General features: G+C 29.8%; 24 protein-coding genes. 5 read left to right on the forward strand and 19 right to left on the reverse strand.

Annotation, left to right across the window (positions count from 1 at the left end):
• Position 1: 1 nt before the first annotated feature.
• The 11 genes from scfB to I4U66_RS08590 all read right to left on the reverse strand — a co-directional run bounded on the left by scfB (position 2) and on the right by I4U66_RS08590 (position 8600).
• Positions 2 to 1375, reverse strand: coding sequence for a thioether cross-link-forming SCIFF peptide maturase (gene scfB, locus I4U66_RS08540; RefSeq protein ID WP_092923770.1), 1374 nt, complete (start codon positions 1373 to 1375; stop codon positions 2 to 4).
• 244 nt (positions 1376 to 1619) lie between these two features.
• On the reverse strand, positions 1620 to 1763 hold the full coding sequence (gene scfA, locus I4U66_RS08545; RefSeq protein WP_092923767.1) for a six-cysteine ranthipeptide SCIFF: 144 nt from the start codon (positions 1761 to 1763) through the stop codon (positions 1620 to 1622).
• A 64-nt stretch (positions 1764 to 1827) separates the two neighbouring features.
• A complete protein-coding gene (locus I4U66_RS08550) occupies positions 1828 to 2190 on the reverse strand; it encodes a TIGR04086 family membrane protein (protein WP_092923764.1) in 363 nt (120 codons plus the stop codon).
• A 66-nt stretch (positions 2191 to 2256) separates the two neighbouring features.
• Positions 2257 to 2535 (reverse strand): preprotein translocase subunit YajC, encoded by a 279-nt coding sequence (yajC, locus tag I4U66_RS08555; RefSeq protein ID WP_092923761.1) that lies wholly within the window; start codon positions 2533 to 2535, stop codon positions 2257 to 2259.
• 183 nt (positions 2536 to 2718) lie between these two features.
• The gene (tgt, locus tag I4U66_RS08560; protein ID WP_092923758.1) at positions 2719 to 3840 is read right to left on the reverse strand and encodes a tRNA guanosine(34) transglycosylase Tgt; all 1122 of its coding nucleotides are present in this window, start codon (positions 3838 to 3840) and stop codon (positions 2719 to 2721) included.
• Between the two features lie 28 nt (positions 3841 to 3868).
• On the reverse strand, positions 3869 to 4366 hold the full coding sequence (locus I4U66_RS08565; protein ID WP_092923755.1) for a phosphate-starvation-inducible PsiE family protein: 498 nt from the start codon (positions 4364 to 4366) through the stop codon (positions 3869 to 3871).
• Positions 4367 to 4376: 10 nt separating this feature from the next.
• The gene (gene queA, locus I4U66_RS08570) at positions 4377 to 5402 is read right to left on the reverse strand and encodes a tRNA preQ1(34) S-adenosylmethionine ribosyltransferase-isomerase QueA (protein ID WP_092923752.1); all 1026 of its coding nucleotides are present in this window, start codon (positions 5400 to 5402) and stop codon (positions 4377 to 4379) included.
• 192 nt (positions 5403 to 5594) lie between these two features.
• The gene (gene ruvB, locus I4U66_RS08575) at positions 5595 to 6611 is read right to left on the reverse strand and encodes a Holliday junction branch migration DNA helicase RuvB (protein ID WP_092923749.1); all 1017 of its coding nucleotides are present in this window, start codon (positions 6609 to 6611) and stop codon (positions 5595 to 5597) included.
• A 160-nt stretch (positions 6612 to 6771) separates the two neighbouring features.
• On the reverse strand, positions 6772 to 7374 hold the full coding sequence (gene ruvA, locus I4U66_RS08580; protein WP_092923746.1) for a Holliday junction branch migration protein RuvA: 603 nt from the start codon (positions 7372 to 7374) through the stop codon (positions 6772 to 6774).
• Positions 7367 to 7876, reverse strand: a complete 510-nt coding sequence (gene ruvC, locus I4U66_RS08585) for a crossover junction endodeoxyribonuclease RuvC (RefSeq protein ID WP_092923743.1) — start codon at positions 7874 to 7876, stop codon at positions 7367 to 7369. The genes ruvA and ruvC overlap by 8 nt, the downstream gene beginning before the upstream one ends.
• A 124-nt stretch (positions 7877 to 8000) precedes the next feature.
• Positions 8001 to 8600 (reverse strand): hypothetical protein, encoded by a 600-nt coding sequence (locus tag I4U66_RS08590; protein WP_092923740.1) that lies wholly within the window; start codon positions 8598 to 8600, stop codon positions 8001 to 8003.
• A gap of 161 nt (positions 8601 to 8761) precedes the next feature.
• On the opposite strand from I4U66_RS08590, the gene I4U66_RS08595 reads away from it, so the two are divergent.
• Positions 8762 to 9082 (forward strand): hypothetical protein, encoded by a 321-nt coding sequence (locus I4U66_RS08595; RefSeq protein ID WP_092923737.1) that lies wholly within the window; start codon positions 8762 to 8764, stop codon positions 9080 to 9082.
• A gap of 92 nt (positions 9083 to 9174) precedes the next feature.
• Complete coding sequence (locus I4U66_RS08600) at positions 9175 to 9489, forward strand: DUF1540 domain-containing protein (protein WP_092923734.1); 315 nt, start codon at positions 9175 to 9177, stop codon at positions 9487 to 9489.
• Positions 9490 to 9542: 53 nt separating this feature from the next.
• Here I4U66_RS08600 and I4U66_RS08605 read toward each other — a convergent pair whose 3' ends face one another.
• The 3 genes from I4U66_RS08605 to I4U66_RS08615 all read right to left on the reverse strand — a co-directional run bounded on the left by I4U66_RS08605 (position 9543) and on the right by I4U66_RS08615 (position 11482).
• Positions 9543 to 10265 carry a YebC/PmpR family DNA-binding transcriptional regulator gene (locus I4U66_RS08605; RefSeq protein WP_092923731.1) on the reverse strand — a complete coding sequence of 241 codons (723 nt, stop codon included), beginning with the start codon at positions 10263 to 10265 and terminating at the stop codon, positions 9543 to 9545.
• 133 nt (positions 10266 to 10398) lie between these two features.
• Positions 10399 to 11154 (reverse strand): NAD(+) synthase, encoded by a 756-nt coding sequence (gene nadE / locus I4U66_RS08610; RefSeq protein WP_195581635.1) that lies wholly within the window; start codon positions 11152 to 11154, stop codon positions 10399 to 10401.
• A gap of 139 nt (positions 11155 to 11293) precedes the next feature.
• Positions 11294 to 11482, reverse strand: a complete 189-nt coding sequence (locus I4U66_RS08615; protein ID WP_092923725.1) for a ferredoxin — start codon at positions 11480 to 11482, stop codon at positions 11294 to 11296.
• 198 nt (positions 11483 to 11680) lie between these two features.
• On the opposite strand from I4U66_RS08615, the gene I4U66_RS08620 reads away from it, so the two are divergent.
• Together I4U66_RS08620 and I4U66_RS08625 are read left to right on the forward strand one after the other, a co-directional pair.
• Positions 11681 to 12049 (forward strand): sulfite exporter TauE/SafE family protein, encoded by a 369-nt coding sequence (locus tag I4U66_RS08620; protein ID WP_195238293.1) that lies wholly within the window; start codon positions 11681 to 11683, stop codon positions 12047 to 12049.
• Between the two features lies 1 nt (position 12050).
• On the forward strand, positions 12051 to 12443 hold the full coding sequence (locus I4U66_RS08625; protein ID WP_166505991.1) for a sulfite exporter TauE/SafE family protein: 393 nt from the start codon (positions 12051 to 12053) through the stop codon (positions 12441 to 12443).
• Positions 12444 to 12472: 29 nt separating this feature from the next.
• Here the strand turns inward: I4U66_RS08625 and I4U66_RS08630 are convergent, their stop codons facing one another.
• The 5 genes from I4U66_RS08630 to hflX form a co-directional block, all read right to left on the reverse strand.
• Positions 12473 to 13387, reverse strand: a complete 915-nt coding sequence (locus tag I4U66_RS08630; RefSeq protein WP_195581634.1) for a DUF2935 domain-containing protein — start codon at positions 13385 to 13387, stop codon at positions 12473 to 12475.
• A gap of 424 nt (positions 13388 to 13811) precedes the next feature.
• Positions 13812 to 14456: a YigZ family protein gene (locus I4U66_RS08635; protein WP_092923713.1), complete on the reverse strand. Its 645-nt coding sequence runs from the start codon at positions 14454 to 14456 to the stop codon at positions 13812 to 13814.
• Positions 14457 to 14597: 141 nt separating this feature from the next.
• Positions 14598 to 15035, reverse strand: a complete 438-nt coding sequence (locus I4U66_RS08640; protein ID WP_092923710.1) for an NUDIX domain-containing protein — start codon at positions 15033 to 15035, stop codon at positions 14598 to 14600.
• A gap of 173 nt (positions 15036 to 15208) precedes the next feature.
• Complete coding sequence (locus I4U66_RS08645) at positions 15209 to 15874, reverse strand: HEAT repeat domain-containing protein (RefSeq protein WP_166505993.1); 666 nt, start codon at positions 15872 to 15874, stop codon at positions 15209 to 15211.
• 8 nt (positions 15875 to 15882) lie between these two features.
• Positions 15883 to 17178, reverse strand: coding sequence for a GTPase HflX (gene hflX / locus I4U66_RS08650; RefSeq protein WP_092923704.1), 1296 nt, complete (start codon positions 17176 to 17178; stop codon positions 15883 to 15885).
• A gap of 113 nt (positions 17179 to 17291) precedes the next feature.
• On the opposite strand from hflX, the gene I4U66_RS08655 reads away from it, so the two are divergent.
• Complete coding sequence (locus I4U66_RS08655; protein WP_092923702.1) at positions 17292 to 17555, forward strand: cysteine-rich small domain-containing protein; 264 nt, start codon at positions 17292 to 17294, stop codon at positions 17553 to 17555.
• Positions 17556 to 17569: the final 14 nt, after the last annotated feature.

Raw genomic sequence — 17569 nt, forward strand, 5'->3', positions numbered from 1 at the left:
CTTATTCTCCTTCTAACATTAATTTTGCTTGTATCATTATTGAACATTCTGTACGTTTCTTTTGCATTTCGCATCCTAATTCATATGGCTTCATTATGTCATTGTTAAAGTTTATTGCATTTGCATGACATCCACCTGAACAGTAGAATTTATTCCAACATTTTTTACAATCTTCTTTGCTGTATACGTGAGCATCTCTAAAGCTCTTTACAACTTCTTTAGGGAATACTATTTCTTCTTCCATTATGTTAGATAGTTTGTAGTCTTCATTTCCAACGAATTGGTGACATGGATACATATCTCCATTTGGAGTTATAGCAAGATATTCATTTCCTGCTCCACATCCTGTTACTCTCTTTATTACACATGGACCTTGATTTAGGTCTATTATAAAGTGGAAGAATTTAAAATCTTTACCTGATTTTAACATATCAGCATATTTTACTGCTAAGTTTTCATATTCTTCAAATACTCTTGGTAAATCTTCCTCTTTAAGAGCATATGGATTTTCATCTGCATCTACAACAGGCTCTATAGATGTAAGAGCAAATCCTTCGTTAGCAAAATGCATAACGTCTTTAGAGAAGTCTAAGTTTTCTCTTGTGAAAGTACCTCTTATGTAGTAGTACTTATCTTTATCTCTACCTTCTACAAGTTTTTTAAACTTTGGTAATATGATGTCATGACTTCCTTTATCGTTTAAAGTTGGTCTCATATTATCATTTACTTCTTTTCTACCATCTAAACTTAAAACTGCATTATGCATATGCTTGTTTATATATTCTATCTTTTCATCATCTAGTAATATACCGTTAGTAGTTATAGTGAATCTTATATTTTTATTGTGTTCTTTTTCTACACTTCTTCCGTACTCAACTAATTGCTTAACTACATCGAAGTTCATTAATGGCTCTCCACCAAAGAAATCTATCTCTAAGTTTCTTCTGTTTCCAGAGTTAGCTATAAGGTAATCTATTGCTTTTTTACCAACTTCAAAACTCATCATTTCCTTAGCTCCACCAAAGTCACCTTGTGCTGCAAAGCAGTATTTACATTTTAAGTTACAATCATGTGCAACATGTAAGCATAATGCCTTAACAACTTTCTTTCTATCAACAAATGCTGGGTGTAATTCATAGCTATCTTCTGTATATAAAAGACCTTCTGATTCTAAAGTAGCTATTTCTTCATATGCTTCTTCTAATTGCTCTTTAGTGAATTCTTCACCTAGAATCTTAAATAATTCTTCCTTTGTATTTTCTTTGTAATGATCTAATAATCTATACGCTACATCATCAACAACATGAACAGCTCCACCATTTACATCTAAAACTATATTATATCCGTTCATTGAAAACTTATGTATCATACTCATTTTGCGTCCTCCCAAGTTTTATTATTTATTCATCTATATCAACAATTTTCCTCATTGTATTTAAACTCTATCCTTCATTATATAACTTAAATAAAATATAGGCAATACTTCAAAAAATTAGCTTAATTTATATCTAAAATAATATTTATGTATATAATCTATGCTAAATCACACTCATTAATTAAAATTAAAATAAGACGTCATAAGTTATGACGCCTTACTTTTTATGTTTATCCTAAACTTATTATCTTTCGCACTCTTGGTTTGCTACTGTACAAGAAGTTTTGCAAGCAGATTGACAAGAAGTTTGACATTCTCCACATCCACCTTTAGCAGCACTTTGCTTTAATGTAGCTTGAGATAAAGTTTTAACATGTTTCTTTTCCATTTTAAGTACCTCCTAGTTAAATTTCCCTATTGATTATATCACAAAATGTATTTATGTAAAACTTCTATTTGAAGTTTACACCCAAAACCCCTCCAATACCACCAGATAAGGATACTAAAAGTGCCTTATAAAGCATACCCATATCAAACATAAATTGATCTTTAGCTAAACAAACTAACAATATAAGAAACACTATATAAACTAAACCTACTAATAATCCATATATAAGACCCTTTTCTTTTATATGTTTAGTAGCATAAAAACCCCCAAACGCTGAAGATGCTGTAGTTATAACTGAAGATGCCATAGCTATACTGCTTCCTGACATATCTGTAAATGTAAGTATTAAATTATATATAAGTAAAGTAGCTAATGTTAATATGTACGCATATCCAAGACCTTTTAAGATATGATTTGTTTTTTCCATAAAAAATACCTCCCCTCAGTAATATATATATATTCTAGGAAAGGTATTTAAATTACTATTATTTAATTATTTCTCATCTTGTGGCTGAACAGTTCCTATAGCCCATTTTTCAAATGGAACTTTACTTCTGTTTGGTCCAAGTTCTAATACTACATGATCTTCTTCAACCTTTGCAACATGAGCTATTATACCACCTATAGTAGTTACCTTATCTCCTGTTTTTAGGTTTTCTCTCATTTCTTTTAATTGCTTTTCTTTTTTCTTTTGAGGTCTTATTAATAGGAAGTAGAATACAGCAAATACTGCTACCCACATAACTACAGCCATTATCATTTGTTGTGGCATTACCTTCACTCCTTTTTATTATACTAAATTCTATAATACTATAAATATTATAGATTACCCTCCTTGGATAATCTATTTATTTTTAATTAGTATTTATATAAACTATACCCCTAAAATATAGGAAGAGTTTACCTTTTCATTAATAATTATATATTAAAAATACTTTATTTCATAGTACAATTTCTATAATTTGTATCCGTATTGCTTAAAGAACTCTTCTTTAAAGTCTAATAGTCTATCTTCCATTATAGCTTGTCTTACTTGCTTCATTAAGTTTAATAGGAAGTGTAAGTTGTGAGTCGTTATTAGTCTTGCTGCTAATATTTCATTAGCCTTAACAAGATGTCTTATATATGCTCTAGTATAATTCTTACAGCAGTAACAATCACAATTTGGATCTAATGGAGTAAAGTCTTTTGCATATTTTGCGTTTCTAACTACTATTTTACCAACACTAGTCATAGCTGTACCGTTTCTAGCTATACGAGTAGGTAAAACACAGTCAAACATATCTATTCCTCTTATAACACCTTCTAATAAGTCGTCAGGACTTCCAACACCCATTAGATATCTTGGCTTATCTTCTGGCATTAGAGGTACTGTATAATCTAATACTTCATACATTAATTCTTTAGGCTCTCCAACACTTAGACCACCTACTGCATATCCTGGTAAATCTAATTCTAATATTTCTTTAGCAGATTGCTCTCTTAAATCTTTGTACATTCCACCTTGAATTATACCAAATAATGCTTGTTTTTCAGTGTTTTTATGAGCTTCTTTACATCTTTTTAACCATCTTGTAGTTCTTTCTAAAGAGTTTTTAACATACTCTCTATCCGCTGGATATGGAGCACATTCATCAAAGGCCATCATTATATCTGAACCTAGAGCATTTTGTATTTCCATAGCTTTTTCAGGACTTATAAAGTGTTTAGATCCATCTATATGAGATCTAAAATGTACACCTTCTTCTGTTATCTTTCTAAGTGGCCCTAAACTAAATACTTGGAATCCTCCACTATCTGTAAGTATTGGCTTATCCCAGTTCATAAACTTATGAAGCCCACCAGCTTCCTTAACTAACTCATGTCCTGGTCTCATATATAAGTGATATGTGTTACTTAATATTATTTGAGATCCTATTTCTTTTAACTCTTCTGGAGTCATTGATTTTACTGTTGCTTGAGTTCCAACAGGCATAAATATAGGTGTTTCTATAACTCCATGTGGAGTGTGAAGTCTTCCTAATCTAGCTCCACTTTGCTTACATGTTTTTATAAGCTCATATCTTATTGCACTCATAATTTTGTCTCCTTACTATCTATTCATTTTATACGTTGTGTTGCTTCATTCTTTCTCTACAAGCTTCGCATTCTTCACATTCTTGACCTTCTTCACAGTCTTCATAGTGAATACTGGTTATATTCATAGTACTGTTATCCTTAGCTATTAAGTATTTTCTAATAATAAACAATCCTGCTATTGCTATAACACCTAATAATACTTCTGTCATACCTTCACTCTTTGGAAGTAATAGCATTTTTCTAGCTATTGCATATAGTAATACCTCTAAAAGAGCACCTGGAATATGAAGTGATAACATTACTACAAGCTCTACCCCTATAACTAAAAGTAAAATCTGTCCTAATATATCATTTAGTTGACCATAATCAACCGGTGTATGAAAATCTACTATATAGGCTGTCCATATTACTCTTAAAACGTCTATAGTTCCTAAAAATACAGCAAGTAGAACCACCATTGCTAAAATTGATTCAAAAACATAGGCTATTCTTAAAGATAAATTATTTTTATCTATATTTTTCATCAAATTCCCCCTATTTTATAATCATGGCATCTCCGAAACTAAAGAATCTATATTTTTCTTCAACTGCAACATTATATGCATTTAATGTTTTGTCTTTTCCACATAAAGCACTTACTAACATTATTAAAGTTGACTCTGGTAAGTGGAAGTTAGTTATAAGTCTATCTACTACCTTAAACTTATATCCTGGGTATATAAATATATTAGTCCATCCACTAGACTCTTGTACAACTCCATCTTCACTACTTGCAGACTCTACAGTTCTACAGCTAGTAGTTCCAACACATATAACTTTCTTTCCATTAGCTTTTGCTTTATTTATTTTGTCAGCTGCCTCTTTATCTACCATATAAAACTCAGAGTGCATCTCATGATTTAATACATCTTCTACTTTTACTGGTCTAAAAGTTCCAAGGCCAACATGAAGAGTAACAAATGCTATATCTACACCTTTTGCTTTTATCTCACTAAGTAGCTCTTGTGTAAAGTGTAACCCTGCTGTTGGTGCTGCCGCTGAACCATTGTGTTTTGAATATACAGTTTGATATCTTTCTCTCTCTTCTAATCTTTCTGTTATATATGGAGGAAGTGGCATATTTCCTAGTTCATCTAAAACTTCTTCAAATATTCCTTCATAATAAAACTTTATTATTCTAGAACCCTCTTCAGCAAGTCCCACTACTTCTCCTATTAGCTTTCCATTTCCAAAAGAGAATTTAGCTCCTACCTTAGCTCTTTTACCTGGCTTAACTAGAGCTTGCCAAGTATCCTCTTCTGTTCTTTTAAGTAAAAGAAATTCTATTTTTCCTCCAGTATCAAGTTTTTCTCCTATCAATCTAGCTGGTATAACTCTAGTATTGTTAAGAACTAAGCAATCTCCTGGATTTAAATAATTTATTACATCTTTAAATATCTTATGCTCAATTTCTCCGCTTTCTCTATCTAAGACCATAAGCCTTGAGCTTGATCTATCCTTTATAGGTACTTGCGCTATTAATTCTTCTGGTAGGTCAAAGTAAAAATCACTTGTCTTCAATTTAAACGTCCTTTCCATAAAATTTATATAATTATCATAATAACAAAAATATCATATTTTTTCTATATTCATATTCCTAGCCATTATTATAACTCTATAAATTAATGATTTTTTATTTCGTCTTTATTTTACTTTTCTATTTTACCCTAGATTTCTTTTTAAAACAAAGCCTAGTTTTTATTTTTAATAGCTTTATTTAGTAGGGTAAGGAATTTTTAGGTGCTCATAGGCAAGTGGCATTGCCACCCTTCCCCTTGGCCCTCTATTTAAAAATCCTAATTGTAATAAATAAGGTTCATATACATCTTCTATAGTATTTCTATCTTCTCCTATTGATGCAGCTAATGTATCTAGCCCTACAGGTCCACCCTTAAACTTTTCAATTATTGTCATAAGTAACTTTTCGTCTACATAATCAAGACCTAAACTATCTACGCCTAAAAGTTCTAGTGCCTTATCTGCAACTTCGTTAGTTATATCTCCATCTGCTCTTACTTGTGCATAGTCTCTTACTCTTTTTAAAAGTCTATTTGCTATTCTTGGTGTTCCTCTAGAACGTCTTGCTATTTCTATTGCACCACCTTCCTCTATAGTAGCTCCTAATATTTCAGCTGATCTTATGACTATTTTTGCTAATTCATCAACAGTGTAATAATCTAGTTTTGATATAACTCCAAATCTATCTCTTAGTGGATTTGTAAGCATACCAGCTCTAGTTGTAGCTCCTATTAGTGTAAATTTTGGAAGGTCTAGTCTTATACTTCTAGCTGATGGACCTTTTCCAATTATTATATCCAAACAAAAATCTTCCATTGCAGGATATAATACTTCTTCTACACTTCTATTTATACGATGTATTTCATCTATGAATAATACGTCATTTTCATTTAAGTTAGTTAGTATTGCAGCTAAATCCCCTGCTCTTTCTATTGCAGGACCTGATGTTATTCTTAGATTAACACCCATTTCATTAGCTATTATACTTGATAAAGTTGTCTTACCTAATCCTGGAGGTCCATATAAAAGTACATGGTCTAATTGTTCATTTCTAGACTTTGCAGCCTCTATAAATATTTTTAACTGTTCTTTAGCTTTTTCTTGACCTAAATAATCATCTAGAGATTTTGGTCTTAAGCTATTTTCTATATCTACATCTTCATTTTTCATGGTAGATGTAATTATTCTGTTTTCATCTTCAAAATCGTACATAATCCTACCCCCTTACATTTTATTGTCTGTAAACAATTTATTTAAGTTAAATTCCTTCAATCAACTTAATTTTTAGTATTTAATATAAAGCCTTGTAAATATACAATATTAAATATCTTCATTGATTCAATTTTCAACTAATATATCATATTTTATAAATTTATCTTAATGCCTTACTCATTAGATATGTTAGTGATTTCTTTATTATGTCTTCTGTATTAAGTCCGTCTTTTTTACATTTATCTACTGCTTCCTTTGCCTCAGCACTTGAGTACCCAAGAGCAAGTAATGCATCTACTGCTTCGTCTTTTGATATAGCAACTGGAGCTTGCGTAAGTAGAGTTGGTTCAAATTCTATATTATTTTTATCTACTTTATCTTTTAACTCAAGTATTATTCTTTCAGCTGTCTTTTTACCTACACCTGGTGCTTTAGACATTTTTGCTATATCTTCACTTAATATATAGGCTCCTAATTGTCCTGGTGTTGCAAAAGATAATATACCAAGTCCAACTTTAGGACCTATTTTTGATACAGATGTTAATAATTCAAACATATGCATTTCTTCTTTTGTTGAAAATCCACAAAGACTCATATCATCTTCTCTTACTATAAGTTTTGTATATATCTTTGCCATACTTCCTATTTCTAAATCTTTTATAGTGTTTGATGATGCATTTATTTTATATCCTATATTATTATTATCTATTACTATATGGTCTAAATATATTTCTTCTATTGTTCCTTTTATATAACTATACATACTTACCCCCTATATTTTTTAATGTTTTTTCCAATCTATTGGCATGAGCATGACATATTGCAACTGCTAAAGCATCTGCTACGTCATCTGGCTTTGGTACTGCTTTTAGGTTTAAAAATGAAGTTACCATTTGCTGAACCTGTGCCTTTTGTGCCCTTCCATATCCTACTACACCTTGTTTAACCTGAAGAGGTGTGTATTCATATACAGGCTTATTATTGTGTGCGCAAGCAAGCATAGTTACTCCTCTAGCTTGTGCTACACTTATAGCCGTCTTAACATTTTTATTAAAGAACAATTCCTCTATTCCAACTTCATCTACATTGTATTTTTTTATTATTAAATCAATTCCTTTGTAAACAAGTTCTAATCTTTTTAATGTATCCATTCCTGCAGGAGTCGTAACTGCTCCATAATCTATTACTCTAAATTTCGAATTTTTATACTCTATTATTCCAAACCCAACTATTGCTATTCCTGGGTCTATGCCTAGTATTATCAAATAAAACTTCCTCCCATTAATCTTTGTAACTCAAATAAAACTTATGTTCTTATACATTATAGCATAAGTTTTATTTACGTTACAAAAATAACCACAACATATACACTACGTTGTGGTTATTTCATTAACTTCCGAAGTTTTCAAGTCTTGAGTAAGCTTCTTCCTGTGAATCTACGACCACTCCCTTTTGAATTTCTTCTTGTACTGATTTTGGAAGTGAATTTATATGTATTTGAGTATCCTCTACTAATTCTCGATTTCCATCATCATCATATTTATAAAGTCCTATAAGATCATCATCTGCTTCTAAAGCATACTTATTGCTTCTAGATGCATCTTTATGTGTTTGAATTTCTGATAAAACTATCTCATATTTACTTATTTTTTCTACTTCTCTTTCTGGATATTTATTTTTTAAATATTCCCTTATTTCTTTCTCATTCATTTCTACTAATGATTTATCTACTGTTCCTACCATCATAGGAGTCTTATCTGATTCGCTACCATCTTCATTTTTCGTATGAACCCATATTTCACAATCCTTACTCAAACCAAATACTTCTTTAACCTTTTGTTCTTTTTTTATTTCTTCTTTAGCATTCACTTTTTGAGCATCTGCACCATTAGTTTTTACTCCTATATAAATACCACCTGTTAAAGCAACCACTCCTGCTATTATCATAACTGGTATTTTCCAATTAAATGGGTCTCTTCTTTCAAACATTAAAATACCTCCTTCTACATAATTTATTGTTATAGATATAAAATCTTTTATATTTAGGTAATTTTTAGTAATTATTTATATTTGAATTTTTGTCCCATTAATTGTTTTTTATACATATTATATATATCATTATTAAATTTATTTATAAGGGGGGTATTTATGTGAGTTCATACGTTAAAGAAATTTCCGATAGACTTGATTTTATAGAATTTAAGCAAAACATTTTACTTTTAAAACAACCACAACATAAGGCATCTATATTTTATGACCTTACCTTAGATGATTTTTTAAAGATAAAAAGCTTAACTGCTAAAGTTTCTGATATCATGACACGTGGAGAAAAATATACTATATATGATTTTGAAAAAGAATTATTTGTTATATGGCCACCTATAAAAAGCTATCCATCATCATCAACATTGGTTGCAAAAGCGCTTATGGATACTCAATATTTTGATCAATTATTTATGCACGATAACTAATATATTTATTTTTATTGTTAAATAATGATATATTTTCCTTATTCTTGGAAATACTCCTAATAGATTTATTAATTTATTAGGAGGTTAATTTTATGTCTAGTGTAAACTGTAATGTAATAAATTGTTCACATAATGATAGCGGAATGTGTTATGCAAATAAAATTGCTGTTAATGGCAAAAAATCTCATACAAGCACTCATACTTGTTGTAGTTCCTTTGTAGAGTCTAGTGATAACTTATCTAGTTCTAATAATGATCATCCATGTTCATTTATAGGATGTAATGTTAAAACATGTACTCATAATGCAGGTGTCATATGTGCACTTAATAATATAGCTGTTACTTCTAAAACGCCTAGACCAAATGAGTTATCTGAAACATATTGTTCTAGTTTTAAATGCAAATAAATACATAAAAAACCTAGACCAAATATTTTGGCCTAGGCTCTTATCTTTATAGATTATTCTTCGATTTCCCAGTTATGAGCTATAGATTGAACATCATCATCTTCTTCTAACATATCAACTAATTTTTCCATGAACTTTAATTGTTCTTCATCAGTTAATACTGTTGTAGTTTGAGGTATTAATTTTACCTCAGCAGATATAAATTCATATCCCTTAGCTTGTAACTCATCTCTTACAGCTGTAAAGTCTTCTGGAGCTGTTATTACTTCAAATCCATCTTCTTCTGTTATGAAGTCTTCTGCACCAGCTTCTAGAGCAGCATCCATTAATTCTTCTTCTGAAACTTCATCAGTAGCTTCTATTAACATTTGTCCTTTTTTATCGAACATAAATGATACACATCCGCTAGTTCCTAAGTTTCCACCGTTTTTATCAAAATAATATCTTACGTTACCAGCAGTTCTGTTTTTGTTGTCTGTTAAAGCTTCAACTATAACAGCAACTCCACCTGGTCCGTATCCTTCATAAACTATAGTCTCATAGTTCTCGTTAGCTCCACCGCCTGCTCCTTTAGCTATAGCTCTATCTATGTTGTCGTTTGGCATATTATCAGCTTTAGCTTTTTCTATAGCAGTTTTTAAAGTAGCATTGTATTCTGGATCTCCTCCACCTTCTTTAGCTGCAACAGCTATTGCTCTAGCATGCTTAGTGAATATCTTTGCTCTTTTGGCATCTTGCTTACCTTTTCTATTTATTATGTTTCCTATACGTCCCATACTTTCACTCCTTACTACGTATGATTAATTTTATATTATTTAGAAATATATATATATATTTCTAATCATTTAATAAATTCTCATAAATTTATTATTACTCGTAAATTTTAGCATATATATTCAAATTAGTAAATTAGAACTTAGGAGGACCTGCTGGCGTGTGTCTTTTATGCTCACTCACTCTGTGGAGTCTGTCGATTATTTCCTTATCTTTTTGTGGAACTTCATCTAACCTTCCTTCCACTACTGCATCTATCATATCATAAGTTGTACCCATTTCATTTTCATCAGTTTGTCCTTCCCAAAGACCTGCTGATGGTGCTTTATTTATTACATCTTCATGTACGCCTAATACTTTTGCCCACTCGTATACTTCTTTTTTAGTAAGGTTTGATAACGGCACTAAATCTACTCCTCCATCTCCATATTTTGTGAAGTAACCTGTATGTATTTCCGCCGCATTATCTGTTCCTACTACTAAGTATCCTAAATTATTTGCCACTGTATATACAGTACTCATTCTAACTCTCGCTCTTAAATTTGCATCTGTCATTTTTAAATAATCTTCTTTATATAAATTCTTTTCTTTAAGAGAATTTATTACTGTACTTAATATTAAGTCTTGCGGCTGTGTTAAATCTAAGTCAAGAAATTCTATACCGCATCCATTTATAACTTTAAGGGCATCTTCTCTATCATTTGGATTGCTTTTTATGCTCATTATTACACCCATAGAATTTTCAGGAAATGCTTTTTTTATAAGGTAAGCTACTACAGCTGAATCTATCCCACCAGATACTCCAACAATTAAGCCTTTACTATTAGCTTCCTTAACTTTTTCCCTTAACCACTCTACAGTTTTTTCTATCTTTAACTTTATATCTTTCATATTTATCTCCTATCCACACTTTACATATTTTGTATATTTTCATTATATCATATGTTTATAAATAAAAAAAATCCATCTATTTAGAACTAATTAATTACTTAAATAGCTATCTAAAAATAGATGGATTTTTTATTTTAAATTAGTCTACGCTTATTGCATCAACTGGACAGCTTTCTTCAGCTTCTTTAGATGCATCTTGTTCACCTTCTGGAACTTCGCCACTTATTGCCACTGCTTTTCCATCATCGTCCATTGAAAATACTTCTGGACATATAGTTGGACATAGGCCACATGATATACATGTATCTTTATCTACTACTGCTTTCATAATTGAACTCTCCTACATAAATATATTTTCAGATGATTTTCTGAATTTCTCCTTCTAATTGAAGGTATTTAAGCTCGTTTAATCATAGTATAACCATATATATAAATTAAAATTCAAAATTATTTTCTCTTAATTATTATATATTACATAAATATAATTTAGCATTTCTGTAAAAGCTATCTTTAAAAGGTGATTATAATGAAAAATAAACATTTTAATTTTAATATTAAAAATACATTAATAGGTCTTATAACAGGGTTTATAAATGGGGTATTTGGATCTGGAGGAGGTACTTTATTAGTTCCTATATTAAACAACATATTAAAGGTTGAAGAACACAAGTCCCATGCTACTGCATTGGCGATAATAGTTTTTCTTACAAGTGCAAGTTCTGTTGTATATATTTCTAATGGTACCTATGATCTTGAGCTTACATTTAAAGTGGCTGTAGGAAGTGTTATCGGTGGAATATTAGGAGCCAAGCTTTTGTGTAAAGTAACCGGGCGTTTTTTACGGATTTCATTTGGGCTTATTATGATTATTGCATCTTTAAGGATGGTGTTTTAGATTGCTGTATTTAATAGGATTTTTAGGTGGGATAATAGGTGGAATGGGTATGGGCGGCGGAACTATTTTAATACCAGCCCTAATCTTATTCCTAAATATTGATCCAAAGATAGCTCAAAGCATAAACTTACTTTCTTCAATTCCAATGACAATATTTGCATTAATGGTTCATATAAAAAATAAAAACACTATTTTAAAACTTATAATTCCAATTGCAACCTTCGGTGTTATTGGTGCTGTTATTGGTTCTCTAGTAGCTAACCACCTTTCATCAGAACTACTTAGAAAAATATTTGGAGTATTCCTTTTATCCATAGGATGTTTAGAGATTTACAAAGGTATAAAATGCCCTCCTAAATCTTGTAAATGTAGTTTTAAGAAAATAAAAAAATGAGTTCTAATAAATAGAACTCATTTTTTTATTTACATGTTTTGGTAAGATTGTAATAATCTTATATAATGATTAGCTTCTCTTAATACATGATCTCCAAGAAGTGGAAGTATTATAGATCTTATTTTACAACTTGCAATCCCCTCTGTTCCTGCTTGTTTGAAGTTTCTAAGTTGAATAGTTTGATTTAATGTTTTATTTGTAATACTATTTATCGTTGCATTCATCATATTTTTTGCATCTTCTATTAAATCCTCAAAATCATCTGCAAATTCATCTGCAGTTTCAATTAAGTTATTTTCAGAAGGATCAAGTAGTCCCCTTATAAATAGTGCATGTTCCATCATTATTCGATCCCAGAATAACTCTGTTTCTCTAGCATCTTTAGAATCAATATCAACTCTATTATCAAGATCTTCCACTAATGAAAGATATAATTTTGCCTCACGAAGTATATGTTCAATAAGTAATGGGTAGTTAACTGTAAACAAGTTACAAGATAATACTCCATCTAATAATCTTTCCTTAAAACCAATAAGTCCCTTAAGTAATCTCTTTGCATTGTCATTAAGTTGACCTACATAATTTACTAAATTAGCGCTAACATTAGGATTATTTCCACTACGTAGCCTTGATTCTGATCTAGTTATATTTTGGTCTATTTCTATTCCTGTTAAATTTTGTGTCTTTTCTTCTGTACCTAATGTATAGTTAGTAATAATTTCTCCAGATTGTAAGACATTAGGTCTAATTATTCCATTACTAGCACTCACTGCAAATGATAGTAATTTTTCAAATTCCCTTTTGTAATGTTCTGCCTCATTAGCAAGGTCTGAGTTTTTAGGTGTAAATCCGGCCGCTAAAAAAATAGAGTGCTCCTTCATTATTCTTGCAAAAAATAGATGTAATTCAAGCGATAAAATAGCATACTTTTGATCGTTTATCATATTTCCTCCTAAAAATCAATTTTATATATAATATGCATTTAAATATCACTTAGTGAATAGAAAATTTAATTCTCTTAAGTTACAAATCAAAAATTTTGGCTAATATTTTAAGTAAAGTAAAAATCCTATAATTAATGCATTACATCTTTCTTTATTTTCATAATAATTGAATATCAATAAAAAGTTTACATATTAATACTTTAGTATATAAAAATAGAGTAAGTCAAAATACTTAATCTATTTGGTTTATAAGAATATCACTAAAATTATTTATGGATTTATTTTAGATTCTCCAATTAAAAAACAACCGATGTACAATAAGCTAAAGTTATAATAATCTCTTATATTATAAGATTTTTAAAATGTAAAATTAGTTAATAAACCTAGATTAAAACTAGTTTTTTATATGGCAATTTAATATATACTAAACTATTATTTGACCATCTTTTTCTGATAAATAAAATTCCTCACCTAATGTTATATCTGCCGTAGCACTAGTTATATCTGTCATTCTTGATGTAAGTGCATCAACCTCATTAAGTCTTGAATAAACTATCATCTCAACACTATCTTCATAAATAGTATCTTTTACAAAATACCCCATGTTCATTATCTCATTTTGTATTTTTCCAAGTTGATTGTAATCTATCTTTATTCTAACCTCTTTATACATAACCTTATCTATAATTTTACCAGCTTCAAGGCCTATCTTAGCACCTTTAGTATATGCTCTAACAAGTCCTCCTGCACCTAGCTTAACTCCTCCAAAGTATCTAGTAACAACAACTACCACATCCCTTAAGTCTTCTTTTTTTATAACTTCTAAGCTTGGTATTCCTGCTGTTCCTTGCGGCTCTCCATCATCACTATATCTTTGTATGTTCATACTTTTTCCCACTGTATATGCCCACACATTGTGAGTTGCATCCTTATGCTTTTTCTTTATTTCGTTTATAAATTCTACTGCTTCTTCTTCTGTTTTTATAGGCTTTGCATACCCTATAAAAGTTGATTTTTCTATTATAACTTCATCCATTCCAAATTCATGCAATGTTTTGTATGTACTCATAAAAGCCTCCATCTATCTAAATATTAGTTCTTAATTTACTAACTTTATTTTATACTTTTTATAATATATTATATCGAATAAGCTATTATAAATCAAAAAAGAAAGGGCTAAACCCTTTCTCTTATTTATATTTAATATATATTATATACTTGCACTAGTTTCAACTACTTCTTTTTTTAATTCTTTGTACTTTTTATAAGATATTTCTACTAATGATTTTTCCTTTTTATGTGTTAGTTGTTCTATAGCATCCTTTACCTTAAAGAATCCACCATCTAATAATTCTTTATTTAATACACAACTAGTATCTGATGTTTCCATTATATACCAAGTAACTGAGTTGCATACTTGTTGTTGTCTGCTTCTAGAGAAAAATTCATACATACTATCTCCGGCTACCCCTAAAACTTTTCCTTCTACACCTGTTTCTTGCTTTACACTTAATATTGCACTTTCTGTTTTTAGTTCACCATTAAATATTTTACCTTTTGGAAGTGTCCATTCTCCTCTATCGTTTTTTATCAAAAGAACCTTATTTGCATAAAATACTACTCCACCAGCACAATGTCTTACTATCATTTAAAACCCCTCCTATTTAACTTTCTATAGCATGTAATAAATTTTTAGATATTTTGCTTAAAAAGTAATGTTTCAAAGTTTTTATTAGATTTTCTAATGTTAGGTTTTTAATGTCTTATAGATAAATAACTAATTTGTTAATTATATGTAAAATATTTTTCCTTTATGTTAAGTTATTTATCTATATTTTCTAAATTATAAATAGCGTCTTCATATGCTCTTAATACGTAGTCTTTCTCAAATTGTTTTTTGCTTTTTAGTTGTTTTAACATCTTTAAGCTATTTTCATTTCCAATTTTAGCAAGTGCTTTTGCACAGTATTGTCTAGTTTGAGGATTGGTATCATATAATCCCCTTTGTAAGTACTCTCTACTTTTAGGTGATTCTATCTTCCTAAGGGCTGAATATGTTATCCTTCTTACGTCCGAATGTCTATGACTTGTAAGAGGATGTAGTAATTTTAGGAACCTATCATCCTTTAGCTCTCCTGTTGTCCAAATCAATATCATTAAGTCTTCTGCATTTTTTTCTGTCAGTATTCTTTTGTATAGCTTTCTTTTAAAGTCTATTAAATTTTCTTCACTTAGGCTACTTATAAAATCTAATCTGTCATTTTTGTTTTTCCCTAAAAATTTGTCTATTATGTCTTTTGATAACTCAATTTTTTCTTTTAACATTGATTTTATTTCTAGCTTTGCCTTTATTAATTGGTCATTTACCTCTGTAACTGATATATTTCTTATTTTACTGATTTGAGAAACTGTTTTAGATTCTTTGTATAGAAGATAAGTTATATAATGGTCCTCTAAGTTGCCTATATTGTCCCAACTTATATTCATATTATTACCTACTTTTCTAATATATACTCCTTATATATATTATAATCCTCTTCTAACAAATTAACATCAACTGTTATTCCATTTTCTACATATTCAAAATTTTCTACATTGTATTTATTTTTAAGTTTACTAAATATATCTCCTCTTTCATAAGGTAATAAAAGCTTAACTTGATATGTAGCTTCGCTTAGGGCATTTTCTATAAGTTCTAATAACTTATCCATGTTCACACCTTTTTTAGCAGATATATATACTACATCATCTCTGTTTTTAGGGTATATATCTAGGTCTAATCTGTCTATTTTGTTATATACAAGTATTGTATTTTTATTATCTGCTCCTAATTCCTTAAGAACTTTTTCAGTTGTTTTCATTTGTATTTCATAATTTGAGTTTGTAGCGTCTACTACATGAAGTATTAAATCAGCATATTGAACTTCTTCTAGAGTTGCTTTAAATGCCTCTACTAAATCATGTGGAAGTTTACTTACAAATCCAACTGTATCTACTGCTAAAAATTCTTTTTTGCTTGGAAGTACTGCTTTTCTTAAAGTTACATCTAAAGTAGCAAACAGCATATCTTTTGCAAATACTTCTTTTTCAGCTTCATAATCTTTATGTGTTTTTATTAATTCATTTAATAATGTTGATTTTCCTGCATTAGTGTAACCCACAAGTGCAACTATAGGTATATTTGATTTTATACGTTGTACTCTTTGAGTTTCTCTTATTTTTTTAACTTCTCTAAGTTCACGTCTTATGTCAGCTGCTTTGTTAAGTATATTTCTCTTATCTATTTCTAACTTTTGTTCACCTGGTCCTCTAGTACCTATACCTGCACCAGTTCTACTCATTTGGCCACCCATTCCATATAATCTTGGAAGTCTGTAGTTTAACTGAGCTAGTTCAACTTGAAGTTTACCTTCTTTACTTAATGCCCTTTGTGCAAATATATCAAGTATTAAAGTAGTTCTATCTATTATTTTTATGCCTACTATTTCTTCTATATTTCTTATATGAGCACCTGATAATTCATCATTAAATATTACCATTGTAGCATCTAAAGATTCACAGTATGCCTTTATTTCTTCTACTTTGCCTTTTCCTACATAAAATGCAGAATCTCTTGATTGCCTATTTTGAATTAAACTTCCTACAACTTCCGCTCCTGCAGCTTTTGCAAGTTCTTTTAATTCCTCCATTGATTCATTTATATCTATATCATCTGTTCTTTTTGCTGTAGAAGTTATATTAAGTCCTACAAGCAAGGCTCTTTCTTGTTTTTTTTCTTCTATATGTTCCATTATAACACCTCATTATCTTACTGATTTTCCAAAGATTTTAATGTTTTTATTATACCACTAATAGAAATATTTAGTATAATTATCTTAGTTTAATTAATTAGGAGGTTAGTCTCATGAGTGAAAATTATAAGTTTTTTAACCATAAAAATTGCGAGTATTTTCCTTGTCATAAAACTAATAAACCCGAGGAATTTAATTGTTTATTTTGCTACTGTCCTTTATACGCTCTAGGAAAAAACTGTGGTGGAAATTTTAGATATACAGACAAAGGTATAAAAGATTGTTCTCAGTGTCTACTTCCTCATAATAAAAACAACTATGACTATATTATGAGTAAATTTCAAGATATTATTAAAGTAGCTAGTGAAAAAGAGTAATATACTAAAGAGAG

This window comes from Romboutsia sp. D33t1_170424_H2 (genome assembly GCF_015669105.1).
Classification (GTDB): domain Bacteria; phylum Bacillota; class Clostridia; order Peptostreptococcales; family Peptostreptococcaceae; genus Romboutsia_C; species Romboutsia_C hominis.